This is a genomic window from bacterium (assembly GCA_039961635.1).
Classification (GTDB): Bacteria; 4484-113; 4484-113; order JAGGVC01; family JAGGVC01; genus JABRWB01.
The window spans coordinates 45,448-67,329 of the sequence record JABRWB010000008.1; the positions used below are offsets into that span (position 1 = coordinate 45,448).

Below are 21,882 nucleotides of genomic sequence, written 5' to 3' on the forward strand. Positions count from 1 at the left end.
CCGCGGTGCGGTTGAAAAACCTCGAAATGAAATTCGGGACATTCACCGCCGTGAACAAAATCACCCTCGAAGTCGGCACCGGCGAAATTTTCGGCTTCCTGGGGCCGAACGGCGCGGGCAAGTCCACCACCATCCGCATGCTCTGCGGCATTCTTACTCCCACGTCGGGGGAGGGGAGAGTCGCCGGATTCGACGTGATGCGCGAGCCTGAAAAGATAAAAAAACACATCGGATACATGAGCCAGAGGTTTTCGCTTTACGAAGATCTGACTGTCGAAGAGAATATCGATTTTTACGGGGGAATTTACGGACTCAACGGCGGCAAGCACGTCGAGCGCAAGGAATGGGCGATCGAAATGGCGGGGCTTTCGGCTCACCGCAAAAAACGCGCGAAAACGCTCGCGGGCGGATGGAAGCAGCGGCTGGCGCTCGGCTGCGCTATTCTGCACGAGCCGCCGGTGATATTTCTCGACGAGCCGACTTCGGGCGTTGACCCGCTCACGCGCCGGCGCTTCTGGGATGTTATCTACGAACTGGCGGAGCGCGGGACGACGGTTTTCGTCACGACGCATTACATGGACGAGGCCGAATTTTGCGACAGGGTAGCGCTGATTTACCGGGGGGAGCTGATCGCGGTGGGTGCGCCGTCGGAACTCAAGAAAACCGCGATGTCCCACTCGATAATCGAAGTCGCCTGCGCGCGGCCGCAGGATTTCATCGGCGAAATTGAACAGCTTCCAAGCGTAAGCGAAGCCGCGCTTTTCGGAAGCGGGCTGCATGTCACGACGGACGATGCGGATAGGGCTGCAGCGGAAATCCGGCGATTTTTCGAAGCGCGGATAGTTCCGACGGGCAAAATAGAAAAAGTCGCGCCGTCGATGGAGGATGTATTCGTATCGCTGATCGAAGCGCGCGACAAGCGCGAAAACGACAACCGCGAGGTGGAGCGGTGAGCTTCAGGCGTTTCGCCGCGGTCGCCCGCAAGGAATTCCTGCATGTATTGCGGGACGCGAGGAGCTTGGCGCTTGGACTGCTTATTCCTGCAGTTTTGATTTCGCTTTTCGGATGGGCGCTGACTTTGGACGTGGACGAAGTGCCGACGGTCGTATTCGATTCCAGCGAAACTCCGCAGAGCCGCGATTTTGTTTCATACTTTGACGGAACACCCTATTTCAATATCAAGAAGTACGTTTCGAGCTACCGGGAACTGGAATGCGAGATAGACCACGCGCGCGCGCTTGTCGCCGTCGTTATTCCGCATGATTTCGCGAGCAAAATAGCTTCCGGCAGAAACGCGGAGGTGCAGATTATCGCGGACGGGAGCGACGCGAACACCGCTACGATCGCGACCGGTTACGCGAACGCGGTCGCCGCCGCGTATTCGCAAAAAATCGTAAGCGGGTACGCTCTGCGCGCTACCGGGCGCACGATATCCGCGCCGCTGGATTTCCGTCCGCGCGCCTGGTACAACCCGGAAATGAAATCGCAGAATTACATCATCCCCGGTTTGATCGCGGTGATAATGATGATAATCGCCGCGATACTCACCTCGCTCACGGTCGCGCGCGAATGGGAGCGCGGCACGATGGAGCAGCTTATTTCAACTCCGGTGCGCGGCCCGGAGCTTATCCTCGGAAAGCTGGTTCCGTATTTCACAATCGGGATGATGAACCTCGTTCTTGCATACCTGCTCGGCCGGTACATCTTTCATGTTCCGATGCGCGGGAGCGTCGCGCTTCTTTTCGCGCTTTCCGCCGTCTTTCTCGCGGGCGCGCTTTCGATGGGAATGATAATAAGCATCGTCGCAAAAAACCAGATGCTTGCAAGCCAGCTTGCGATGATAACGACGTTTCTGCCGTCGTATCTTCTTTCCGGGCTGATGTTCTCGATATTCCAGATGCCTGCACCGCTTCAATATCTGTCGCACATCGTGCCCGCGATGTATTACATAAGGATTTTGCGCGGAATTTACTTGAAGGGGCTCGGCACCGAAGCGCTGCTGTCCGAAGCCGCGCTCCTGGCCGTGTTCGGCGCGATCGTGCTTTTCGTCGCCAACCGGAAATTCAGGAGGAAGCTCGATTGATATCGCGGACGCGCATCCTCCATATGCTTCGTAAGGAGTTCATCCAGATTTTCCGCGATCCGCGGATGCGCACGATAATTTTCGTGGTGCCGCTCGTCCAGATGTTCGTCTTCGCGTACGCGGCGACGACCGATGTCGTGAATATCCCGATGGCGGTATACGACCTTGACGGCACGCCGGCATCGCGCGAGTTGGTGTCGAAATTCGAGGGTACCGGTCTTTTCAGGATCGCGGCGCGCATCGCCGACGAAAACCAGGCGGAAAAGCTCCTTGACCACGGAGCGGTCAGCATTGTGCTGCATATCGCGCATGGATACGGCGCCGCGCTGAAAGCCGGGAAAGCGCCGCAGGTGCAGGTACTGGTGGACGGAACGGATTCAAACACCGGCGGAGTAGTTCTCCAGTACGGTTCCAGAATAATTACGGAATATTCGCGCGACCTTCTTGAAAGCGCGATGAAAACGCGTTACGGCGCGGCCGCGGCCGCGCCCGGCGTCACGCTTGAAACGCGCTCATGGTTCAACGAGAACCTGCACAGCAGGTGGCACTTCCTCCCCGGACTGATGATGATTCTCGTCACGCTTATCAGCCTGCTGCTTACCGGAATGGCGGTCGTGCGCGAAAAGGAAATCGGGACGATCGAGCAAATCATCGTAACTCCGATAACGCGCCTCGAGTTCATCCTCGGCAAGACGCTGCCGTTCGCGATAATCGGCTACGCGGACATGGCGATAGTCGTCGCGGTCGCGACCGGCTGGTTCAGGTTGCCCGTGCGCGGGAACCTCTTGCTGATTGTTCTCGCGGTCGCCTGCTACCTGCTTTGCACGCTGTCCATCGGCCTGTATATTTCGACTATAAGCGAGACGCAGCAGCAGGCTCTTATGAGCACGTTCCTGTTCATGTTTCCGGCGGTATTGCTTTCGGGATTCATGTTCCCGATCGCAAACATGCCCGAGCCGGTGCAATGGCTTACCGCAGTCAATCCGATGAGGTATTTTCTGCTGATCATCCGCACGGTGTTTTTGAAGGGAGTCGGACTGGACGTTCTATGGCCGCAGTACGCGTCGCTCTTTGCGCTCGGCATCGCCATTGCGTCGTTCGCGATATCCAGGTTCAGGAAATCAATGAACTGACGGATGGGAGCTATAATAGTCGCGGTCTTAAGGGGGCGCGCATGCTTTACTTCGCTTACGCGAGCAACTTGTTCAAGGCGCAGATGGCGGTCCGCTGCCGGCAATCCGTTCCCGTCCGCGCCGCGGTGCTTGAGGGCTACCAACTCGCTTTCGTGGGAGAGAGCGTCAGGTGGGACGGCGGGGGAACCGCAACGATAATTCCAAAGGAAGGCGCGTCGGTGCCCGGCGCGCTGTACGAGCTTTCCGTCACGGACGAGCGCTCGCTGGATCGGTTCGAAGGGGTGCCCACGGTTTACGACCGGCTGGAAATCGAGATAGACGGGGAAAAGGCATACACGTACATCGGGCGATCCACGGACTTCCGCCCGCCCAGTGAACGGTATCTGGACACGATCCGCAAGGGATACCGCGACTGGGGACATCCGGAGGATCCGCTCGACGCGATTATGACTCTCGAAGATTGCGGGAACTCCGAAAAGTCCAGATTCGCGGATCCTTAGGTGCCCTTGACGACCAGAATCGGGATGTCCCCGATCTCGTGCTGGACTACCGCGACCGTCGAGCCGAAAATCCAATCCTGCACCGCGCGGTGGCCGTGGCTGCCCAGAACCAGCAGGTCGAGCTTTTCCTCGGTGGCGATTTTGACCACGCCTTTGGCAGCGTTGCCGAATCCGAGCCTGTAACGTGCGGCTCTCCCGGACGCTTCGAGTTGCTGAACCAGATTTTTCAAGTATTCTTCGTCCTCGATCGCTTCCCTGTCTTCCGCGTAACCCTCGTACACCTGCGCGGTGGCGCTTTCCACTATGTGTATAAGTATCAGCTCCGCGCCGCACTGCGAGGCGATGGGCGCGGCCTTTTCCATTATCTTGATGTCGCTTTCCTTCACTTCGAGCGCGACGCCTATCTTTTTGTATTTGGGCGAAGCGGGCAGCTTTGCCAGGTCGAGGGAGGCGGGCTTTTGCGCCTTGGTTTCGAACAACCGCCGCAGAAGCGCACGGAACGTCACGAACCCCAATAATATCACCAGCCCGATTGCAAGCGGCACGACCACAAAATCCACCCACGGCCCCGCCTTTCTCCATTCGTTTATAACCTGGTATGCGAGCCACATGTTCAATCCGATGATGACGAACGCGCATGCCCAGGCCAATACGTTAACCCAAACCGGATTTGCGAACTTGCCCATCCTTCTTTTGTCGCTCGTGAAATCTATAAGCGGCACAATCGCGAACGGAAGCTGAAGCGATAGAATCACCTGCGATAGAATGAGCAGCTTGTACGTGCCTTCGCTTCCCGAAATCCCCACCACGATAACCGCGGGGACGACCGCGATCATGCGAGAAACCAGCCGCCTCGCCCAAGGCTGCATTTTCACCCTGACGAAGCCCTCAAGGACTATCTGGCCCGCGAGAGTGCCGGTGAGCGTGGATGATTGGCCGGCGGCAAGCAGCGCGACGGCGAACAACGTGGATGCCAGCGTGGTTCCAACAAGGGGCGCGAGCAGCTCGTGAGCCTGCTGGATTTCGGTGACCTCGATTCCGCGCGCGTGGAATACCGAAGCGGCAAGCGTAAGTATCGCCGCGTTGACGAAAAACGCCGCGTTGAGCGCGATCACGGTGTCTATCAGATTGAATCGCATCGCGGCGCGTTTGCCTTCATCGGTGCGTTCAACCGCGCGGCTTTGCACGAGCGCGGAGTGGAGGTAAAGGTTGTGCGGCATCACTGTCGCGCCGAGCATTCCGAGCGCGACGTACAGGCTGTCTCCATCGATGCTGGGAATGAATCCCGCAATAAGGTCTCCCATCACCGGCGGGGAAAGCAGCATCTCGACGAAGAACGACGCGCCCACAATAAAAACGAGTGAAAGAATGAACGCTTCGAGCTTGCGGATTCCCCAGTGCTGCAGCAGCAGTATCAAAAGCGTGTCCGCAACCGTTATCGCGATGCCCCATATCAAAGGCATACCGAAAAGCAGATTGAGTCCGATCGCGGTTCCGAGCACTTCCGCCAGGTCGCACGCCGCGATCGCGAGCTCGCACAAAATCCACAGCGGGATGTTGACAATAGGCGGATAGGATTCTCTGCAAGCTTGCGCAAGGTCGCGCCTGCCCGCGATGCCCATACGGGCGCACAGCGTCTGAAGAAGGACGGCCATCAGGTTGCTCATCAGAAGAACCCAAATGAGCTGGTAGCCGAAGCGCGCGCCGCCCTCCAGATCGGTGGCCCAATTCCCGGGATCCATATACCCGACGCTTACCAGGTATGCCGGCCCCATAAACGCGAAAAGCCGGCGCCACCAACTTCCGAAAGCAGGAATCTTGACGGTGGAATGAACCTCGGACAGCGACAAGTCGTGCGATTTCGCGGTGGTTGTCATCAGTATCTGGCGCCTCTGTTCGATTTCGTTTCGAGTAGATTGAAATGGGGAGAATCCAATTTAGATACGGGGCTTGCCAGCAAGGCGCGCGTTTCGTCGGGAAGCTCGAACCATCGCAGGAGAAACTCGTGAAGCCGCTCCGCCGTCTCGTCGGCCAATCCATGCTCGATAACGCAGGCGTCCCTTTCGGCGCGCGAACGTTCGAGCCCCAGCACGTCAACGAGCAAAACGACGATGTCGCGGTGACGGTGGCGCAATTGCTCGGCCACACGCCGTCCGGCGTCGGTCAGATGCACAAGCCCGCGCTCTTCCTGCACGGCGAAGCCGGCCGCGCGGAGCCGCGCGACGGTGCGGACGACCGTGGGCGGTTTGATCCCCATCTCGGAAGCAATGTCGGTCACGCGAACGCCCGCGTCGCCTTCCCCCGAAAGGCGGAGCATCAGTTCCAGATAATCCTGTTGCACCGGAGTAAGAGCGGAAGTCGGCACTTGTCACCCTGTTGCAATTACCCTTGGGTAATAGGCTTTATCGCATAAATTTTTTTATCCTTTTTCGATGCCCGGCGGAAGCGGTCCGGAGGCCGAGCTTGCGATATAATCGCTTGGCCAGCAGGATATTTTTGTCCGACGGAGCTTTTGCCGGGTGAGTTTACGTCGCAGATTCAGGCATTCCCCCAGCATCCAGGACGTCTTCAGACGGTACTTTCTGTCGTTCACTCTTGGGCCTCTGATTCTGCTCGGCCTATATCTGGGATGGCAGTTTTACGCCGCGCTTGAACGGACTGCGATGCGCACCATTGAAGCGGACAGGCACATCGCGTCCAATTTGGCGGAGGAGTTTTTCCGCGAAAGCATGGACAGGCTGGATTTGCTTTCCAAAAGGACGACAGTGCGGGCGCTTTTCGGCGAATACGCGAAAAACTCCGGGGACGAGGGCAGCATCCTTGCCGGCTTGGAGCGCGAATTCAAACTCTTCGCACTCGAGCCGGATTCCCATGTAATGGAGCTTTTGGTTTTCGACGGCGCGACCGGCGACTGCATAATGGACATGGTTTTCAGGCCGGAGTTATCCGCTGACTCTGTCGGAAAGAATTTCAGGGAAGAGAGGCTGTTCGAATACGGCAAAACAGGCAGTTACAATCCGCCCCTGGCTTTCGACCGCAGGCTTTCGCAGGTCGCGTTATCGCAGAGCACGCCGGTTGTCCTTCCGAGCGGAAGAAGCTTCGTGATTGCGCAGCACGTGGACGCCGTGGGCTGGCTTAAAAGAACGCGCAAGCTGTTCGAAAAGAGCTGGAACACGAGCATCGCAATATTCACGATTGACGGACGAAACCTGGAATGGTCCGAAAGCCAGTCCGCCACCGTCAGGGAGTCATTCGCGTACAGTCAGGCGATAGAGCGCGCGCGTCTCGGGGAAACCGACTCCGCGCGATACTGGAATCACACGGGGGTGCTCGTCCTAGGCAGCTTCACCGTGCTTTCGGGCAAGCAGGCAATCGTCGTGGCGGAACTGCCCCTCGCCGCTTTTGTGGAAGAGATGAAAAGCACGGCAATAATTCTCGGGCCGCCCCTGCTTGTCCTTTTCCTTTCCATTTTCATTTTGACTGCGCTTCAGGCGCGCAGATTTTCCCGCCCCCTGATCCAGCTTGTTGCGCGCTGCCGCGAAATCGCCGAGGGCGACTGGGAGCGGATGGTCGCGATAAGCGGGGTAATGGAACTTGAACTTCTCGGCAACAGCTTCAACGCGATGGCGCGCGATTTGTCCACCTCGTTCAAGGAACGCGAATCAATCAACAGGTCTCTGGAGGAGGCGAACCGGCTGTTAACCAAGAAAAACGAAGAGCTTTACGAGAGCGAAACCAAATACCGCGACTTGTACGAAAACAGCTTGGACGGGCTTTACACTTTCGATCCGGATACCGGAAAGTACATCATGTACAACCGCAAGTTCTGCGAAATAACCGGTTACAGTTTTGAAGAGCTGGGCGGAATCAGCGTTGACGATATCGTTCCACCGGAGGAGCGCGCGTACGCGGACGAGCAGCGGGAACTTCGCAGGCGCGGACAGAAGCTGGATTCCCCTTACGAGCTTTACATCAAGCGGAAGGATGGAACTTATATTTACGTGGAAGTTTACAGCAGGCCGATTCCGGGAAGCCATTGCTTTGCGGGATCCGTCCGAGACGTGACGGAGAGGGTAAAACTCGAAAAAGACATCATCGAAAAAAACCAGCAGCTTGAAAAGCTGAATGAAAGCCTGGAAACTCTGGTCCAGGAGCGCACAAGGACTCTGATCGCGCTTAAGGAGCTGCACGAAAAAATAATCGCAAACGCGCCGGTGGGGCTGATGGTGGTGGACACCGAGCTGGCCGTGACGTTCGCCAACGACCTTATTCTGAAGCTTTGCGCGCCGGGCAGGATGGCCGCCGAAATATTGGGGCGGCCGCTCGATACCGAACATCCCATTCTCCCCGACCGCGCCTTTGAAAAACTCGCGGATTGCCTGCGCGGCGAATCGTTCTACAGCGAGGAAATCAAGTTCACGCCGGAAGGCGAAGAAGGCGCGTCGTACCTGGACATATGGGGCGTCCCGCTCGTCGGAGAAAACGAGGAAATCGAAGGAGCGCTGGTCATCGCCGCCGATCGCACACGCCAGGTGCAGATCAGGGAAGAGCTGGTCAAAAACCGGCGGCTTGCCGCGACCGGACAGCTGGCCGCCAGCCTTGCGCATGAAATCAACAACCCTCTGAATTCGATTCGATACAACCTTGAGCTTGCGGAAATGGACCTCGAAGATTTTGCCGAAAAGCATGCCCAAAACGGGATAGGGGCAATCGAGGAGTACCTTCACACCGTCAACCGCGAAATCGACAGGATCGGCGACATAGTCCGCAACCTTCTCGACCTTCATCGTTCTTCAAGGCTGTCGCCGATTCCTCTGGACCTCAATGCCGTAATCAACGATGTCCTCGTTCTGATGCGCAAGCAAATTTTGGAGCAAGGCGCGAAAGTCGTGTTCGAGCCGAAACACGGATTGCCGGATATCAACGGATTGTCCGGCCCGATCAAGCAAATTGTCATCAACATGATTACAAATTCCCTGCAGTCATTCGATGAAAAGCCGGGCAGAATAGACATCGCCACCGGAAGCGAGGGCGATTTCGGCTACTTCGTTGTTTCCGACGACGGCTGCGGCATCCCGCCGGAAGTGCTCCCGCGGATTTTCGAGCCGTTTTTCAGCACGAAGGGCTTGTCGGGCGTGGGGCTTGGGCTTGCCATCTGCGAAAGCATCGTGAACCAGTTCGGGGGCAGAATCGAAGTCGAAAGCGAAGTTGGACAGGGTACGCGGTTTGCCGTATACTTGCCTCTCTACAAAGATGACGGAAAGTAATCCTGAAACTCCCACAATTCTGGTGGTGGACGACGAGCTTGAAGCGCTCAAAGCGATGGCGCAGCTCCTCGAGCGCCGCGGCGGCTACCGGACGCTCATCGCGGCCAGCGGCGAGCAGGCAATGGAAGTTATGGCCGCGAACAAAGTTGACATCGTCATCACCGATTTGCGGATGCCGGGAATGGACGGGCTTGAAGTTCTTCGCCGAATCAATACGGAGTACCCGGCGGTTGACGTGATAATCTCCACGGCGTACGCAAGCGTGGACAGCGCGGTGGACGCTTTGCGCAAAGGAGCCACGGATTACCTGCAGAAGCCGAACAAACCCAAGGAAATGCTGGAAAAAGTGCGGGAAATCCTGGAGCGCCGCACCAAAACAAAGCGGCGCGAGGCCGAATTGGAAGCCGTACGAAAGCGCGACGTAACGCGTGAAAGCGAGCTTCGAAAGGCCGGCGCAATCCAGCAACGATGGATTCCCCAGGGCTACCAGGGAAGGCACATCAGCCTGGTAACGGGATACCAGAGCGCCGAGGAGCTTTCGGGCGACTTTATGGACGTGGTCGAGCTGGACGAACGCAGACTGGGTTTCGTCGTGGGCGACGTCGTCGGCCATGGACTTCCCGCGAGCCTCCAAACGGGCATCGTCCAGCGCCTTATAAAAAAAGAGATGTTGGACGGCAAGTCCGCCGCGCAGGCATTCACTTCCATCAACTCGTTCCTTTACGACGAATACCACATGGACAGCGCCTTCACCGCTTTCGCGGGCGTGTTTGACGGCGAGGAATACGTTTTAAGGTACGCAATCGGAGGGCATCCCCCTCCGATTCAGGTCACTCCTGAAGGAAAATGCTCCTTCCTAGAAACAAGCTGCCCCGGACTGCTCGTTGTACCTTCGCACGAATACGTCGAGCACGTGCTTGCGCTTTATCCCGGAGACAGGCTTTGCATTTACACGGACGGCGTGGTGGAAACCCGCAACTCGGGAGGGGATTTGTTCAGCGAAACGCGCCTGGCCACATCGCTGTTAAAGCACGCGAAAAGACCCCTTTCCGGGCTTATAGCCGCGATCGAAGACGACGTTCGCGAATTCAGGGCGGACGCGCCGATAATCGACGATTTTTCGCTTATGCTTGTCGAAATTATTTGAACGATGAGTCCGGCAAGTTTTCCACATTCCATTTTCAAAGCAATGGCCGTCGCCGTGGTGTTTGCCGCGACCGTATGTTCCTCCGGCGCAATGTCCCGCTCGGGCGATGGTTTAAGTCTGACACCCGTCCTGCCCGCGAAAATCCGATGCGAGCCGGGGGAGTACATTTCCTTTTGGAGCCTACTCGGCGCTGGCGCAAACTGGACGGTTTATCCGCCAGAGCTCGGCGAAATCGCGGGAGGAGCTTTCCGGGGAGATGCTCCTGGAGATGGATTCATCCTTGGAAGGGACGGGGACAACGCCGCCGTCGCGTCGGTGAAGGTCGAAATACTCACGCCGAGCGACCATGATATTCTGGTCGGCATAAGAAACGAGCTTACAAATCACAACCTGTTCATCAACCACATGCGCGATTCATCAGCCGCTTTCGATCGCGCGAACGCGAAGGCGGCTGCGCTTACCGGAGATTACACCGACCTCGAGGTGCGGATTGCCGCGGCGAGATTGGATTGTGATGAAGCGTATAACCTTCTTTTGATCGCCATCGAATCGTATAAAACGGACAGAAAAACGTTATTTGAATTGTTGGATGAATACGCGACGATATCGCCGCCGGGATTCAAAAAACCGGCGCCGGAGGATAAAGGAAAATCGCCGACGGTGATTCTGCCATCCGGCTTCGTTTCGGACGGAGGCATTGTCGTGTGGCCGGAACCGGTTGCCTTATACACCTGGGACGACTGGCTCGACTTTGCGTCATTGAAGATGGACATCGAATCAATTCCGGATTACGCGAAGGACAAGCTGTCGTCGGCCGCATCTTCGCTGGTTGATAAAGCAAAGAACGTGAAAGCGGCCGCCGGGAATTATGCGAAATCGCTCTCGGCAGTTCTCGAATTGATCGACAGGCAGTCATCCCTACCGGAAGAAGCGTGGAATCTTCAAAAACAGCTGGATGCGGCGCGCGAATCCAAGCTGTCGGCCTTGTACGGACTCAAAGAGCACGACAGAAGGGTGGACGAATACAAGTTGTGGTACAGGTTCAGGCGGTGGATCGAATCGCGAACCATTGTCGGCAAATCGGAGCGCGACCGGGAATTCGCGATTGATACCCAAGCCTTCCAAACCAGCCTGGAAATTTATAAGAAGGAATTGGCGGACAGCCTCGCCGCTTTGGAAAAAATCGATGCGCGTGTTGAATCCGCGCCCGCGCCGTTGCACCCGGAGCAGCTGCCTGAATTGCCTTTATCCGCCGAAATGAGGCGGCTCGTTTCGGATCCGCAAAGTTACTTCGGGCGGGGCGGATTGCTTTCATTGGAATCGCTCGACCGACTTACGAAATGGATTGAAGGGACAAGCGCGGGGCAGGTTCATGAAAACACGGGCGAAATCGCCGAGCCGGCAATCCCCGCGGGCGCGATAACCGCCGGCGGCTTGTCGGTCAATCCGATCACGCGCGAGGATTTTGCATCGCTTGAGATGATCAATCCGGCGAATTTCATCGCCGTTGCGGCGGATGCGGATTCTCTCGCAAACGCAGCCGGGCCGGAAATTCCAAGACTGCACTCGACGGACAAGCCCGTGGAGTCGGCAAGGCGCAGGCGGTTCAAGGATTTCCTGGATATGCTTCAAAATTACAACCATGAGAGCGCAAAATGGATAGAAAAAAAGATAGCGACGCGGCTCAAAGAGGCCGTCGCCAGTTCGCTTTCCACGGTAGACGCGATTTTGTCGTACATGGACTGGCGCAGAGGGTACATCACGCTTGCGCATTCGGGGGACTTGGATCGGCGGATGGCACTGGAAAGGCTTGACAGAGTCTGGCGGGAAGCCGGTGCAGGGCGAGCGTTGACCCGTAACGAGTTTTTGGATCTTTGGCGCACGCTTACATCCGTGGACGAGGGAGTCCCCCTGTCAAAAGCGCTTCTCGACGATGCGTTTGGACAGGAAGGCGGCTATTATTCCGGCGGCGGAAACCAGCGGGAGGATGCCCGGAATCATCCGCACGATTGAAATTTCAAAAACCGGGCGCTAGTAAAAGCTGCGGTAAGTCAACGGATCTTCGATAATCGCCTGGGTTCCAAGGGCGACGGACAAAAGCGGCTCCTGCGACACTTTGGTTACAATTCCGGTGTCTTTGCTGATAAGCAGGTCTATGTCGCGCAACAGCGCCCCCCCCCCGGTGAGCATTATCCCCTGCTCGATGATGTCCGCCGCAAGCTCCGGAGGCGTGTCCTCAAGCGTTTCGCGCACCGCTTTGAGAATCAAGTCTATGTTCTCCTGCATGGCCTCGCGCACTTCCGCGCTGTTTATTTCAAGGCTCTTCGGGAGGCCGGTAACCTGGTCCATGCCGCGTATTTCGGTCGTCAGCACTTCGCTTGACGGATGCGCGCATCCGATTTCGATTTTGATTCGCTCCGCGGTGCGCTCTCCAATCTGCAGGTTGTAGCGCTTGCGGGCGTAGTCCATTATCGAGCGGTCTAGCTCGTCTCCCGCGACGCGGATGGAGGTCGAAGTCACGATGCCCTCCAGGCTGATCACGGCAACCTCGGTCGTGCCGCCGCCGATGTCCACGATCATGTTGCCGGACGCCTCCGCGATGTCCATGTTGCATCCGATCGCGGCGGCCATCGGCTCCTCGATCAGGTGCGCGTGGCTCGCGCCGGCGTCCATGCACGCCTTCCAGACCGCGTCGCGCTCAACGTTCGTTATTCCGCTCGGTATTCCTATCACGACCCGGTACTTGAAAAGAAAGGTAAGAGGCTTCGCCCGCTTCGTGGCTTTGCGGATGAAGAAAGTGAGCATCGCCTTGGTTTTGTCGTAGTCGGCGATCACCCCGTCTTTGAGCGGCTTCATCGCGACGATGCGCCCGGGAGTCTTGCCGATCATGTTTCGCGCGTCCTCGCCGACCGCGAGCACCTCGTCCGTGCGCGTGTCGATCGCGACTACGGACGGCTCGCGAAGCACGATGCCGTGGCCCTTAACGTAAATGACGGTGTTGGCCGTGCCCAGGTCGACGCCGATCTCGTCGCGCATCGAAAAAACCCAGTCGCGGAGTCCGCCGAAGAGCATTTCGCGTTTACCGCATCCTCATTTCAGCCAGAAGTCCGTTAAGGTATAACACCGCCGCAAGCCTGGAAAGCGGGCTTTCCATTCCCTGGAACGTGGGAGGAAGCTTCGTCAATCCCGGATTCATGAAGAAATCCCAGAAGCTGGGGGGAGGAGGCTCGCGAAGCGTCAAATCCTCGTCGCAAAGCTCCTCGAGTTTCGCGAACGCGTCGTCGAAGCTCCCGACCTCGTCAATCAGGTGCAGCTCTTTGGCCTGCTCGCCGGTGAAAACCATGCCGGTTGCAATTTTGCGCACTTCCTCGACGGCGAGATTGCGCCCCTCGGCGACGCGCCCGATGAATTGCTCGTGCACCTCGTCCAAAAGCGCCTGAAGCATCGCCTTTTCTTCCGCGGTCATCGGACGGTTGATCGAGCCGATGTCCTTATCTTTGCCGGCCTTGATGGTCGTCGTGCCGATTCCCAGCTTTTCGAAAAGCCCGGAGAATTCCATCCCTTCGAAAATCACGCCGATGGAGCCGGTCAGTGTGCTTTGATTCGCGTAAATGAAATCTGCGGCCGTCGCGATGTAATAACCGCCGCTCGCCGCGACGTCGCCCATTGAAACGACGACTTTCTTCTTTTCCTTCGCTTTGCGGAGCGCGCTCCATATTTCATCGCTGGCCGCCGCGCTTCCGCCCGGGCTGTCAATGCGGACGATTATTCCTTTGATGGAATTGTCATCAACGTACTCGTTGATCTCCTTGACGACGCGCATGGAAGATACCCCGCCAGAGCCGCCGAACGCGCCTCCGTCCCCGCCGCTGGCCATTATCACGCCCTCGATAGTTATAAGGCCCGCCTCCGCGCCGCCGAAGGACATGGACGGCCTTGCGAATCCCTCGCCCGAACGCATCAGCGCCGTTCCCCCTATCAGCAGGGCGCAGACAATCGCAAACACGAGGAGAGCGTTGAAAAATCTCACGTTTTGGCGCATATTTCCACCTCGGACGGATTATAGCCCACTAGAGCACCACCGAGTCTTTGTCGTAGCGCACGGACTTGAACCGGAACAGCCTGTAATCGGCCCCCAAATCTATTCCGGCCTTTTTGGCCGCCGATTCGAGCTGCTTTTCCACGGTGTCAATTCCGGGCTGGTTCGGGAGCATGACGGCGCGTTTCTCCCCCTGCTCAAGCACTATTCCGAACTCCGCGGGATCGAGGACTTCCTTCGTGCATTCGCGCGGCCGCTCCAGCACGTCAACTGTGATTTCGAGCGAGTCCAATTCCTTCAATGTCACAGGCGGAAAACGCGGATCCTTGGTGGCCGCCAAAATCGCGTTGGAGATAATCTCCACACCGAGCGTGACTTCCTTGTATTCCACGGAACCCATGCAGCCGCGCAGCTGCCCTTTTTTGTGAAGCGTGACGAAACAGGCGGACTTGCCTTCGAGAATCTTGTAATACGCATGCGGCGGCGATATCCGGACGCGCGCCTCCAGGTACGACTTTATGGCGTCGTATGCAAGCTGCACGAGCGGGTTGTGAATCTTAATTTGGGCTTCCACCCTTCACCTCGATTTGAGCAACCAAGTATCCCACGCCGAACGGATCCTCGTATGAAAGCACACAAGGCGCGGCTTCGGCGCGGGAATAAAATCCCATTCCGGCGGCGAAACTGGGGGCACCGCACTGCATCGCCTTAACCAGCTCCGGTCCCGAAATTGACAGTATAGCGTCCGGATGCCAATCCCGCACCGCCGCGACCACTATTTCGTCAAACTTTTTTCCCCAAGGATCGTACTCGCGTCCCATTCCTTTCCTCGTACAATGGCTCAAATCGCCGCTGGCCACCCAGCTTAACCGCTTGGCCGGGAAGGCTTTTTGGAGAGCTTCCGCCAGCGCCGCGCCGAACTGGAAGCAAGCGATAAGCGGCGCCCATGCCAACGAAATAGGCAGAACGACCGGCCGGTACCCAAGTCTCGCCGCGGCGTCGAGGAACACCAAATAGCCCCAGTCAAGCTCGCCGGATTTGATTTCGTGGGTCTCAAGCGGTAATACCGCCGCAAGAACCGCCGCCGCAAGCTCCGGCGAGCCATCTACGGAGCGAGATACATCGGGGCATCCAAAATCGGCGAAATCGCCTCGCAGCTTTGCAGCCGAGACCACTCCCGCCCTGCCGTGCCGCGCCCGCGGATGGTGCGGCCCGCTCATTATCACGACATCCGGCGAGGCGTCCCCAACGCGCGCGGCAAGGCGCGAGAGCGCCTCGGAAGTGGCCGCAACTTCGGCAAGCCTGTCGCAGCCAATTTCTGGAACGAGAACCGGGGGGTGCGGCACGATGCCGCCGGTCACAAGCATCGGATGCGCCCTGAACCGGGCAGAACTATTTTAGCAAAGTCAGCAAGTTCGGTCCGCGCAAATCCCGCAAAGACGCCACCGCAAGTGCTCCTAAAATCAAGAGAGGTCGCGGCCCGCGCGCGCGACCCGTCACCCGAACCGCACCCTGTCCAGCGGGATAACCGGGCCGTTGCGGCATGTCGTTATTCGCTTCTCCGTTCCGTCCTCGTCCACGACCGTCGCCACGCATCCGAAGCACGCGCCTATTCCGCACGCCATCCGCTCCTCCAGCGACGCCTCGCCCGCAACCCGCCCCGCCGCCGTCCGCTGCACCGCCGCCATCATCGGGGTCGGCCCGCAGCATGCGACGTAGTCCAAATTTTCGTTTTCCAGGCAATTCGCGAGCAAGTCCACGACCGAGCCATGATGCCCGAAGCTCCCGTCATCCGTTGAGTATTTTGGAGCCATTTTTTCGCGTTCGAACAAAGGGATGCAAAGCGCCTCTTTTTTTCTGGCGCCCATGAAGAATTCCACCCGCACTTCCGGCCGCGTTTCACGCAATTTCCGGGCGAGAAAGATCAGCGGCGCGTTGCCCACGCCGCCCGCCACGAGCGCAACCTTGCGGGCGCCTTCGGGCACCGTGAATCCTTTGCCCAGCGGAAGCAGAATCTTCAGTCCGGTGCCTTCCGGACGGGCCGCAAGCCATCTCGTCCCTGAGCCCGCCGCGTGGTAGTAAATCTCGATTTCATGCCGCTTTACGTCGTATCCGAGCACCGAAAACGGCCGGTAAAGCCTGCCCCACGGCGTGTCGTCGCACTTGAGGTTGACGAACTGGCCTGGCAGGAATCCGCCGCCGTAATCCGGGCACGCGAGCCTGATCAGATGGTGCCCCGCGGCGAATTCGAGTTGCGAAACCACCGTACAGCCCAAGTGCGAGTACTTCCTGGCCTCGATTGAGCGCTCCGCGTCATGCATCGGCGGGATTCTAGCAGGCCGGACGGACTTTGCGACGCATCGGGCCGTTCGCCGGAAAGATGACGTGCCGGCCTAACGGAGGCTCTCCGGAAAAAAATCTTGACGGGGTTCGATAAACGGCCCAAGTTTGTGGTAGAATTGATTACTCCCAAAATTCTCCCTCCTATTTTGTCCGAGGGAGGAGGGTAACCCCTCCTCCCTTTTTTTTCGCTTGAACACTTCCGGAAGACGGCCATTCCCGTGAAAACCCGCACATCGCCCGCGGCGCGCCCAAGCCGCGTTCGCTTGTGATAAAATGTGGTCACAATTCAATTAACTCCCTCCTATTTTGTCCAGGGGAGGAGGGCAAAACCCTCCTCCCTTTGTTCCGTACGCTTGTGAATGGTTAGCAATCCGTTCCAAATCCCCCGCAATGACCACGGCCAAGCATGTAACCGCATGTGGTGGTAAAATAAAACCAGAATGTAATTTCTCCCTCCTATTTTGTCCGAGGGAGGAGGGGAAAAACCCTCCTCCCTTTTTGTCGCGGGGGCGCGGGATGGTGCAATCCGGTGAAACGTGATTCACCGCCGATACGGAGCTGTGTGGTGAATGAAATTTGGGCGCCTTTAATTGCTCTGACATCGGCTCTCCGCTTTGCTAACATTCCAGCCGTGTCCATTCCCGACCACACGCTTCGCTTCAACCGCCGCTCGCCCGAGTTCGCGCTCGACTGGGCGTGGCTTGCGCTTGCCGATTCCCGCCCGCCGGAGAATCCCGACATTTCTTTCCGCCGGCTCGCCGATGCGAAGGAAACGGCCCGCGGCCTGTTCGTGAGCCGCCAGATGAAGCTCGCGGATTTGCAAATCCTTCGCGGCCGGGTAGAAAAAGCCGCCCGCGCAAAGACCGATGCCGAAGTGGAATACGAGTTGTTCCTGGAGAGCCTTGACGCTTCCGCCGCCGCGGCGAAGCGAACCGTCAATCCGCTCAAAAAGCTTTCGGAAGACAAAAAGCGCGAAGAGCTGCTCAAGAAAAAAGCCGGACCGGTCAAGGCCGCCCGCGAAGTGCACGCCGCGCTGGAAAAACAGCTCGCGGCACTTGAAGCGGAGATCGCGAAGCTCGAAGCCGGCAGGGAAGCCGCGCTCGCGAATTCAGCCGCACTGGAAGAGCGATGGATTGCCGCGGCGTCCGCCGAGGCGCTGTCGATGCTCGCATCGGAGGGGCCGGATTCGGCCGCGGCGGCGCTCGAAGCGCGGCTGGGACGGGATCCGCGGCGGATCGAATTCAATTTCCTGCTGTGGATGTGCGCGCAAATCGCATCCGGGCTGTCAGCCGATCCCGAAAAGCTATTGCATAAATCCCGCGCCGCGATCGCGGAGATACGCGCTTCGGACGCGCACGCGCTCGCAGCCGCGATGGAAGCCTGCGATTCGCCTTCCGCACCGGAGTCGCCGCCCGCCACGCCGTCCGACATCGGCGCGCGCGCATACCCGCTTTATTCGCTGTGCCGCGTGATGGCCGGCGCGCCCGCGCCGGCGGAGCTCGAACCGCCCCGGCTCGCCGCGCTGGCCGAAATTGTCAATCTCGCCGTCGCGGCCGAAAAACGCAGTGCGAAAACCGGGCAATTCGGCGACATTGCCGGAAAATCCCGCGACGCGGCTGCGCGGATTCTCGAATCCGGAAGCGATTTTCCCGACTCCGCGCTTGCATTGGCGGGCCACGTGCATATCCTTTGCGGCGCGGCCTCGGATTGGATCGATTTCCTCACGTCCAAGTCCGTTGCGCTTACGCCCGCGCACCGTTTTTCGCTTGGAATACTCGCGCTCGCGCACAAATCCGCCGGGCGCGAAGTCCCGTCCGCGCTTTTGGATATGTTCCGCAGGGGAAGGCCGGATTCCTTCCTTTGGTATACTCTTTCCGCGGTGGAGGGTGTGCCGCGCCTGGAGCATCCATTCGAATTCTCCGGCGGACTATTCCTGATCCCTTGAAACGCCGCGGGGCGCCCAGGTGGAAAAAGACTTCAGCATCGTGGACGAAATCGAGCTTCTCATCCGCGCGCGCTACCCCATCCTTTACGTCCAGAGCTTCGAGGAAGACCGCGTGATTCCCGCGCTTCGCCGCATCTGCGAAAAGCGCGGCAAGGAATATTTCGAGTGGGCGTGCACGGAAGGATTCACCAGCTTCAAGGCCGGCGAAAAGAAAATAGACTCCGCCACCCGCGACCCCGTCCAGGCGCTGGAGCATGTCGCGCAGTCGAAACTTAACGCGGTTTATTTGCTCAAGGACTTCCACCCGTTCCTGAACGACTTCACCGTGACGCGCAAGGTGCGGGACGTCGCGATGGCGCTGAAAAGCAGCTACAAAACGATCGTCATCCTCTCGCCGGTGCTGCGCATCCCGACGGAGCTCGAAAAGGAAATAACCGTCGTGGATTTTCCGCTCCCGGATTCGAAAGAGCTTCTCGAAATCCTCGACAACATCGTCAAGCTTGTCGCGAAAGACCCGAAGGTCAAGGTAAACCTGACGCAGGCCGACCGCGAGAACATCGTCCAGGCCGCGCTGGGGCTGACCGCGAGCGAGGCCAAGCAGGCGTTCGCCAAGGCGATTGTCCACGACGCGTCCATTTCGTCCGCCGATATAAGCATGATCCTTTCGGAAAAGGAGCAGATCGTGCGCAAGGCGGGATACCTGGAATACTTCCGCTCGCAGGACGAGTTCGCGCACATCGGCGGGCTGGATTTGCTAAAAAGCTGGATGGCAAAGCGCGGCCGCGCGTTCGGCGAGGACGCGAAAAAATTCGGGCTGCCCGCGCCCAAAGGCGTGCTTTTGGTCGGCGTCCAGGGCTGCGGCAAGTCGCTGACCGCGAAGGCCGTCTCCGGATTGTGGCAGCTCCCGCTGCTGCGGCTCGACGTGGGCAAGCTTTTTTCCGGGGTAGTCGGCTCGTCCGAGGACAACGCGCGGCGCGCGATAAAGTCCGCCGAAGCAGTCTCGCCGTGCATCCTTTGGATTGACGAAATCGAAAAAGGGCTGTCTGGAGTGCAGTCAAGCTCGTTCTCGGACGCGGGCACGACCAGCCGCGTCTTCGGCACGATAATCACCTGGATGCAGGAGAAGGAAAAGCCCGTATTCATAATCGCGACGGCGAACGACATAACGCAGCTTCCGCCGGAGATGATGCGCAAGGGGCGCTTCGACGAGATATTTTTCGTGGATCTGCCGGAGCAAGGCGAGCGTGTCGAGATTTTCGAAATCCACATCAAAAAGAAAAAGCGCGATCCGGAGAAGTACGACCTCGAAAAACTCGCGGAACTCGCCGTCGGATTTTCCGGCGCGGAAATCGAGCAGGCCGTTATCAGCGCGCTCTTCGACGCGTTCGACTCCGGCAAAGAGCTGACGCAGGCCAACCTGGAGCGCGCGATTACCGAAACCGTCCCGCTTTCGCGCACGATGAAGGAGCACATCGAGGCGCTGCGCGGCTGGGCGAAGACCCGCGCGCGGTTCGCGTCAAGCCGCGAAAACGTAGAGGAAATCCAGCCGCTGCCCGCCGGATTCAGCGCGCTCGAAATCTGATGGCTGGCATCCGCCCACTTGATTACCTTGCGGATTACTACCGCACGCGGCCGAACATATACGAGCTGCCGATAGAGTCCTCGGGGCTTGCGGACGACGACCTGCATATAAAAACTTTCGGCAGGCTTGCCTCGCTCGCGATGCTGCGCCACGAGAAAACCGTCCTGCGCGGGATGAGACTGCTTGTCGAGGGAAGCTGGGAGGAATGCGCCGAAGAAATGAAACGCGCGCTGGCGACGATGCCGGGGCTGACCGACGCGCGGCTTTTGGCCGCGATCGCGTATTACATGCAGGGCAAGCCCGCGCTCGTCGCGAAAACGCTGGCGATTGAAATCGAGGGCGCGAATCCGGATCCCGCGGTGGGGCGGTATTTCCGCGCGTGGCTCCCCTCGCTGCGAATACTCGTCCGGCTGGACGACGATCTGGTCGCGCCGTTTTATCCGAACCGGCTGGGGCTTTTCGCGCTCGCGATCGCCGCGCAGCGCGAGCTGGGAAACTTCCGCGACGCGGGAATCGCAGTCGAGCAGGCGGCGGACGAGTTCGGTCTCACCGACGAGCTTTTATACTCCGCGCTGCTGCTGCACCTTCGCACGGGCGGGTACACCGAGGCGTGGCGGCTCGTCCAGACGCGGGAGTACAAGAACCGGGATTCGCTGGACGTCGGGCTTCTGATGCTGCGCGCCGAGGCGATGATCGGCCCGCTGGGGATAAACCGCGCGCTCTCCGAATACCGCAGCGCGCTGCAATTCAGGGACAAGCGCTGCAAATGGCTGATGAACCGGGCGCGCTGGCGCATCGCGGAGCTGTACCAAATCGGGGGGTACTTCCCGGACGAGCGCGAAGCGCTTTGCGCGATAGAGCCGGAGTATTTTCCGGCGCACCTGAACGAAAGGCGGCTGGCCCGCATTGCCGAACTCCCCGCGCCCAAGGAAGAGCCGGAGGGACTTAAAACCGACGAGCGGTATTTCAAGCGGTTCGACTACGTCTGGCGAGGCAAGGTGCCGCCCGACGAGCCGGTGGATTTTCTGGAAGTGTGAGGGGCGCAATTTCATATCCCTCCGGTTTCCGGAATGGCGCGCAGCGGAATTTTCGCAGGCGCGGCTGGCAGCCGCCCGTTTTCCCGCCGCGGAAATGCGCGGATTTTTCTGGGAGTACGCCGCGTGAGCGGCGTCCCGCATCGCCTGCGTGAGCGGGCGTGAAAGGACTATCTTTATTTTAGCCGCTTAAGCGGCACAAACCCGACGGCACTTACGTGCCGTACTCCCGGACGCTACGCGGATATTAGGTATTGATACCGGATACGGCTTGGCCTTCAGGAGTGCGAGAGCCGCGCTCTCGCTCGTTAACGGGAAGCCATGCTTCCCGGAAAATAGGAATTCAAATTGCATTGCGCAAACATGAAATTAAAGGAAAAACAATTTCCCCGAAGCATGGCTTCGGGATATCGAGCGGCAGCATGGCCGCCGCAATCCGGACGCGACGCGGCATTATGAACCGCCGCGACGCGGGGCGCGGCATCCAGCGCGACATGCAGCCCATTCCGGCTCCGCTGTACCTACGCGGAACCTGCGCGTTATGGCGCGACGCGTGGGAAACGGAAGGCCGGGCGGCGGGCGAGCCGCCGCTCGCCCCTACGGGAAATTTGAGGCGGCTATGGTTTAATGCGGAACGTCGGAAAAGGCCCGGAAAATTCCCGCATCCCCTGAGTAAAACTGCGTTTGACAGTCCAAAGGGGGGGCGGCCTGCCCTTCCATTTTGGAACGTTGCCTGAATGGTGGGATTAACATATTCTTCCTTCTACGAATAATGGCGGAATGTCAACATGGGAAGGCCATGGAAAGAT

At 58.6% G+C, this 21,882-nt stretch carries 17 protein-coding genes; 10 read left to right on the forward strand and 7 right to left on the reverse strand.

What is annotated here, in order from left to right; genetic code table 11:
• Nucleotides 1-26 precede the first annotated feature (26 nt).
• Genes HRF49_01260 through HRF49_01275 form a run of 4 tightly spaced genes read left to right on the forward strand, consistent with a single transcriptional unit; the run spans nt 27 to nt 3,716 of the window.
• Entirely contained in the window at nt 27-953 is a 927-nt protein-coding gene (locus HRF49_01260; protein ID MEP0813279.1) for an ABC transporter ATP-binding protein, read from the forward strand.
• Nucleotides 950-2,083, forward strand: a complete 1,134-nt coding sequence (locus HRF49_01265; GenBank protein ID MEP0813280.1) for an ABC transporter permease — start codon at nt 950-952, stop codon at nt 2,081-2,083. Before HRF49_01260 ends, HRF49_01265 begins: the two co-directional genes overlap by 4 nt.
• Nucleotides 2,084-2,106: 23 nt before the next feature.
• Nucleotides 2,107-3,216 (forward strand): ABC transporter permease, encoded by a 1,110-nt coding sequence (locus tag HRF49_01270; GenBank protein MEP0813281.1) that lies wholly within the window; start codon nt 2,107-2,109, stop codon nt 3,214-3,216.
• A 41-nt stretch (nt 3,217-3,257) separates the two neighbouring features.
• Nucleotides 3,258-3,716, forward strand: coding sequence for a gamma-glutamylcyclotransferase (locus tag HRF49_01275; protein MEP0813282.1), 459 nt, complete (start codon nt 3,258-3,260; stop codon nt 3,714-3,716).
• Here the strand turns inward: HRF49_01275 and HRF49_01280 are convergent.
• Nucleotides 3,713-5,593 carry an Nramp family divalent metal transporter gene (locus HRF49_01280; protein ID MEP0813283.1) on the reverse strand — a complete coding sequence of 627 codons (1,881 nt, stop codon included), beginning with the start codon at nt 5,591-5,593 and terminating at the stop codon, nt 3,713-3,715. The genes HRF49_01275 and HRF49_01280 overlap by 4 nt on opposite strands.
• On the reverse strand, nt 5,593-6,081 hold the full coding sequence (locus HRF49_01285) for a metal-dependent transcriptional regulator (protein ID MEP0813284.1): 489 nt from the start codon (nt 6,079-6,081) through the stop codon (nt 5,593-5,595). Before HRF49_01285 ends, HRF49_01280 begins: the two co-directional genes overlap by 1 nt.
• A 154-nt stretch (nt 6,082-6,235) precedes the next feature.
• Here HRF49_01285 and HRF49_01290 point away from each other — a divergent pair, with 154 nt between their 5' ends.
• The 3 genes from HRF49_01290 to HRF49_01300 all read left to right on the forward strand — a co-directional run bounded on the left by HRF49_01290 (nt 6,236) and on the right by HRF49_01300 (nt 12,143).
• Nucleotides 6,236-8,983, forward strand: coding sequence for a PAS domain S-box protein (locus HRF49_01290; GenBank protein ID MEP0813285.1), 2,748 nt, complete (start codon nt 6,236-6,238; stop codon nt 8,981-8,983).
• Nucleotides 8,970-10,130 carry a fused response regulator/phosphatase gene (locus tag HRF49_01295; GenBank protein MEP0813286.1) on the forward strand — a complete coding sequence of 387 codons (1,161 nt, stop codon included), beginning with the start codon at nt 8,970-8,972 and terminating at the stop codon, nt 10,128-10,130. Before HRF49_01290 ends, HRF49_01295 begins: the two co-directional genes overlap by 14 nt.
• Nucleotides 10,131-10,220: 90 nt before the next feature.
• On the forward strand, nt 10,221-12,143 hold the full coding sequence (locus HRF49_01300; GenBank protein MEP0813287.1) for a hypothetical protein: 1,923 nt from the start codon (nt 10,221-10,223) through the stop codon (nt 12,141-12,143).
• A gap of 18 nt (nt 12,144-12,161) precedes the next feature.
• Here HRF49_01300 and HRF49_01305 read toward each other — a convergent pair whose 3' ends face one another.
• From HRF49_01305 to HRF49_01325, 5 genes are all read right to left on the reverse strand, one after another.
• Nucleotides 12,162-13,166, reverse strand: a complete 1,005-nt coding sequence (locus HRF49_01305) for a rod shape-determining protein (protein ID MEP0813288.1) — start codon at nt 13,164-13,166, stop codon at nt 12,162-12,164.
• A 43-nt stretch (nt 13,167-13,209) separates the two neighbouring features.
• Nucleotides 13,210-14,172 (reverse strand): signal peptide peptidase SppA, encoded by a 963-nt coding sequence (gene sppA, locus HRF49_01310; protein MEP0813289.1) that lies wholly within the window; start codon nt 14,170-14,172, stop codon nt 13,210-13,212.
• A gap of 28 nt (nt 14,173-14,200) precedes the next feature.
• A complete protein-coding gene (gene amrA, locus HRF49_01315; GenBank protein MEP0813290.1) occupies nt 14,201-14,743 on the reverse strand; it encodes an AmmeMemoRadiSam system protein A in 543 nt (180 codons plus the stop codon).
• Nucleotides 14,727-15,536: a hypothetical protein gene (locus HRF49_01320; GenBank protein MEP0813291.1), complete on the reverse strand. Its 810-nt coding sequence runs from the start codon at nt 15,534-15,536 to the stop codon at nt 14,727-14,729. The genes amrA and HRF49_01320 overlap by 17 nt, the downstream gene beginning before the upstream one ends.
• Before the next feature lie 129 nt (nt 15,537-15,665).
• The gene (locus tag HRF49_01325; GenBank protein ID MEP0813292.1) at nt 15,666-16,433 is read right to left on the reverse strand and encodes a dihydroorotate dehydrogenase electron transfer subunit; all 768 of its coding nucleotides are present in this window, start codon (nt 16,431-16,433) and stop codon (nt 15,666-15,668) included.
• 644 nt (nt 16,434-17,077) lie between these two features.
• Here HRF49_01325 and HRF49_01330 point away from each other — a divergent pair.
• Genes HRF49_01330 through HRF49_01340 form a run of 3 tightly spaced genes read left to right on the forward strand, consistent with a single transcriptional unit; the run spans nt 17,078 to nt 21,076 of the window.
• Nucleotides 17,078-18,457, forward strand: coding sequence for a hypothetical protein (locus HRF49_01330; GenBank protein MEP0813293.1), 1,380 nt, complete (start codon nt 17,078-17,080; stop codon nt 18,455-18,457).
• 37 nt (nt 18,458-18,494) lie between these two features.
• Nucleotides 18,495-20,039, forward strand: coding sequence for an AAA family ATPase (locus HRF49_01335; protein MEP0813294.1), 1,545 nt, complete (start codon nt 18,495-18,497; stop codon nt 20,037-20,039).
• Complete coding sequence (locus tag HRF49_01340) at nt 20,039-21,076, forward strand: hypothetical protein (GenBank protein ID MEP0813295.1); 1,038 nt, start codon at nt 20,039-20,041, stop codon at nt 21,074-21,076. Before HRF49_01335 ends, HRF49_01340 begins: the two co-directional genes overlap by 1 nt.
• Nucleotides 21,077-21,882 lie beyond the last annotated feature (806 nt).

Coding starts and splice junctions, on each gene's coding strand:
- HRF49_01260 (MEP0813279.1), top strand. CDS start 27: ATGAAATTCGGGACATTCACCGCCGTGAACAAAATCACCCTCGAAGTC.
- HRF49_01270 (MEP0813281.1), top strand. CDS start 2,107: ATGCTTCGTAAGGAGTTCATCCAGATTTTCCGCGATCCGCGGATGCGC.
- HRF49_01275 (MEP0813282.1), top strand. CDS start 3,258: ATGCTTTACTTCGCTTACGCGAGCAACTTGTTCAAGGCGCAGATGGCG.
- HRF49_01280 (MEP0813283.1), bottom strand. CDS start 5,593: ATGACAACCACCGCGAAATCGCACGACTTGTCGCTGTCCGAGGTTCAT.
- HRF49_01295 (MEP0813286.1), top strand. CDS start 8,970: ATGACGGAAAGTAATCCTGAAACTCCCACAATTCTGGTGGTGGACGAC.
- HRF49_01300 (MEP0813287.1), top strand. CDS start 10,221: ATGTCCCGCTCGGGCGATGGTTTAAGTCTGACACCCGTCCTGCCCGCG.
- HRF49_01305 (MEP0813288.1), bottom strand. CDS start 13,166: ATGCGCGACGAGATCGGCGTCGACCTGGGCACGGCCAACACCGTCATT.
- sppA (MEP0813289.1), bottom strand. CDS start 14,172: ATGCGCCAAAACGTGAGATTTTTCAACGCTCTCCTCGTGTTTGCGATT.
- HRF49_01320 (MEP0813291.1), bottom strand. CDS start 15,536: ATGCTTGTGACCGGCGGCATCGTGCCGCACCCCCCGGTTCTCGTTCCA.
- HRF49_01340 (MEP0813295.1), top strand. CDS start 20,039: ATGGCTGGCATCCGCCCACTTGATTACCTTGCGGATTACTACCGCACG.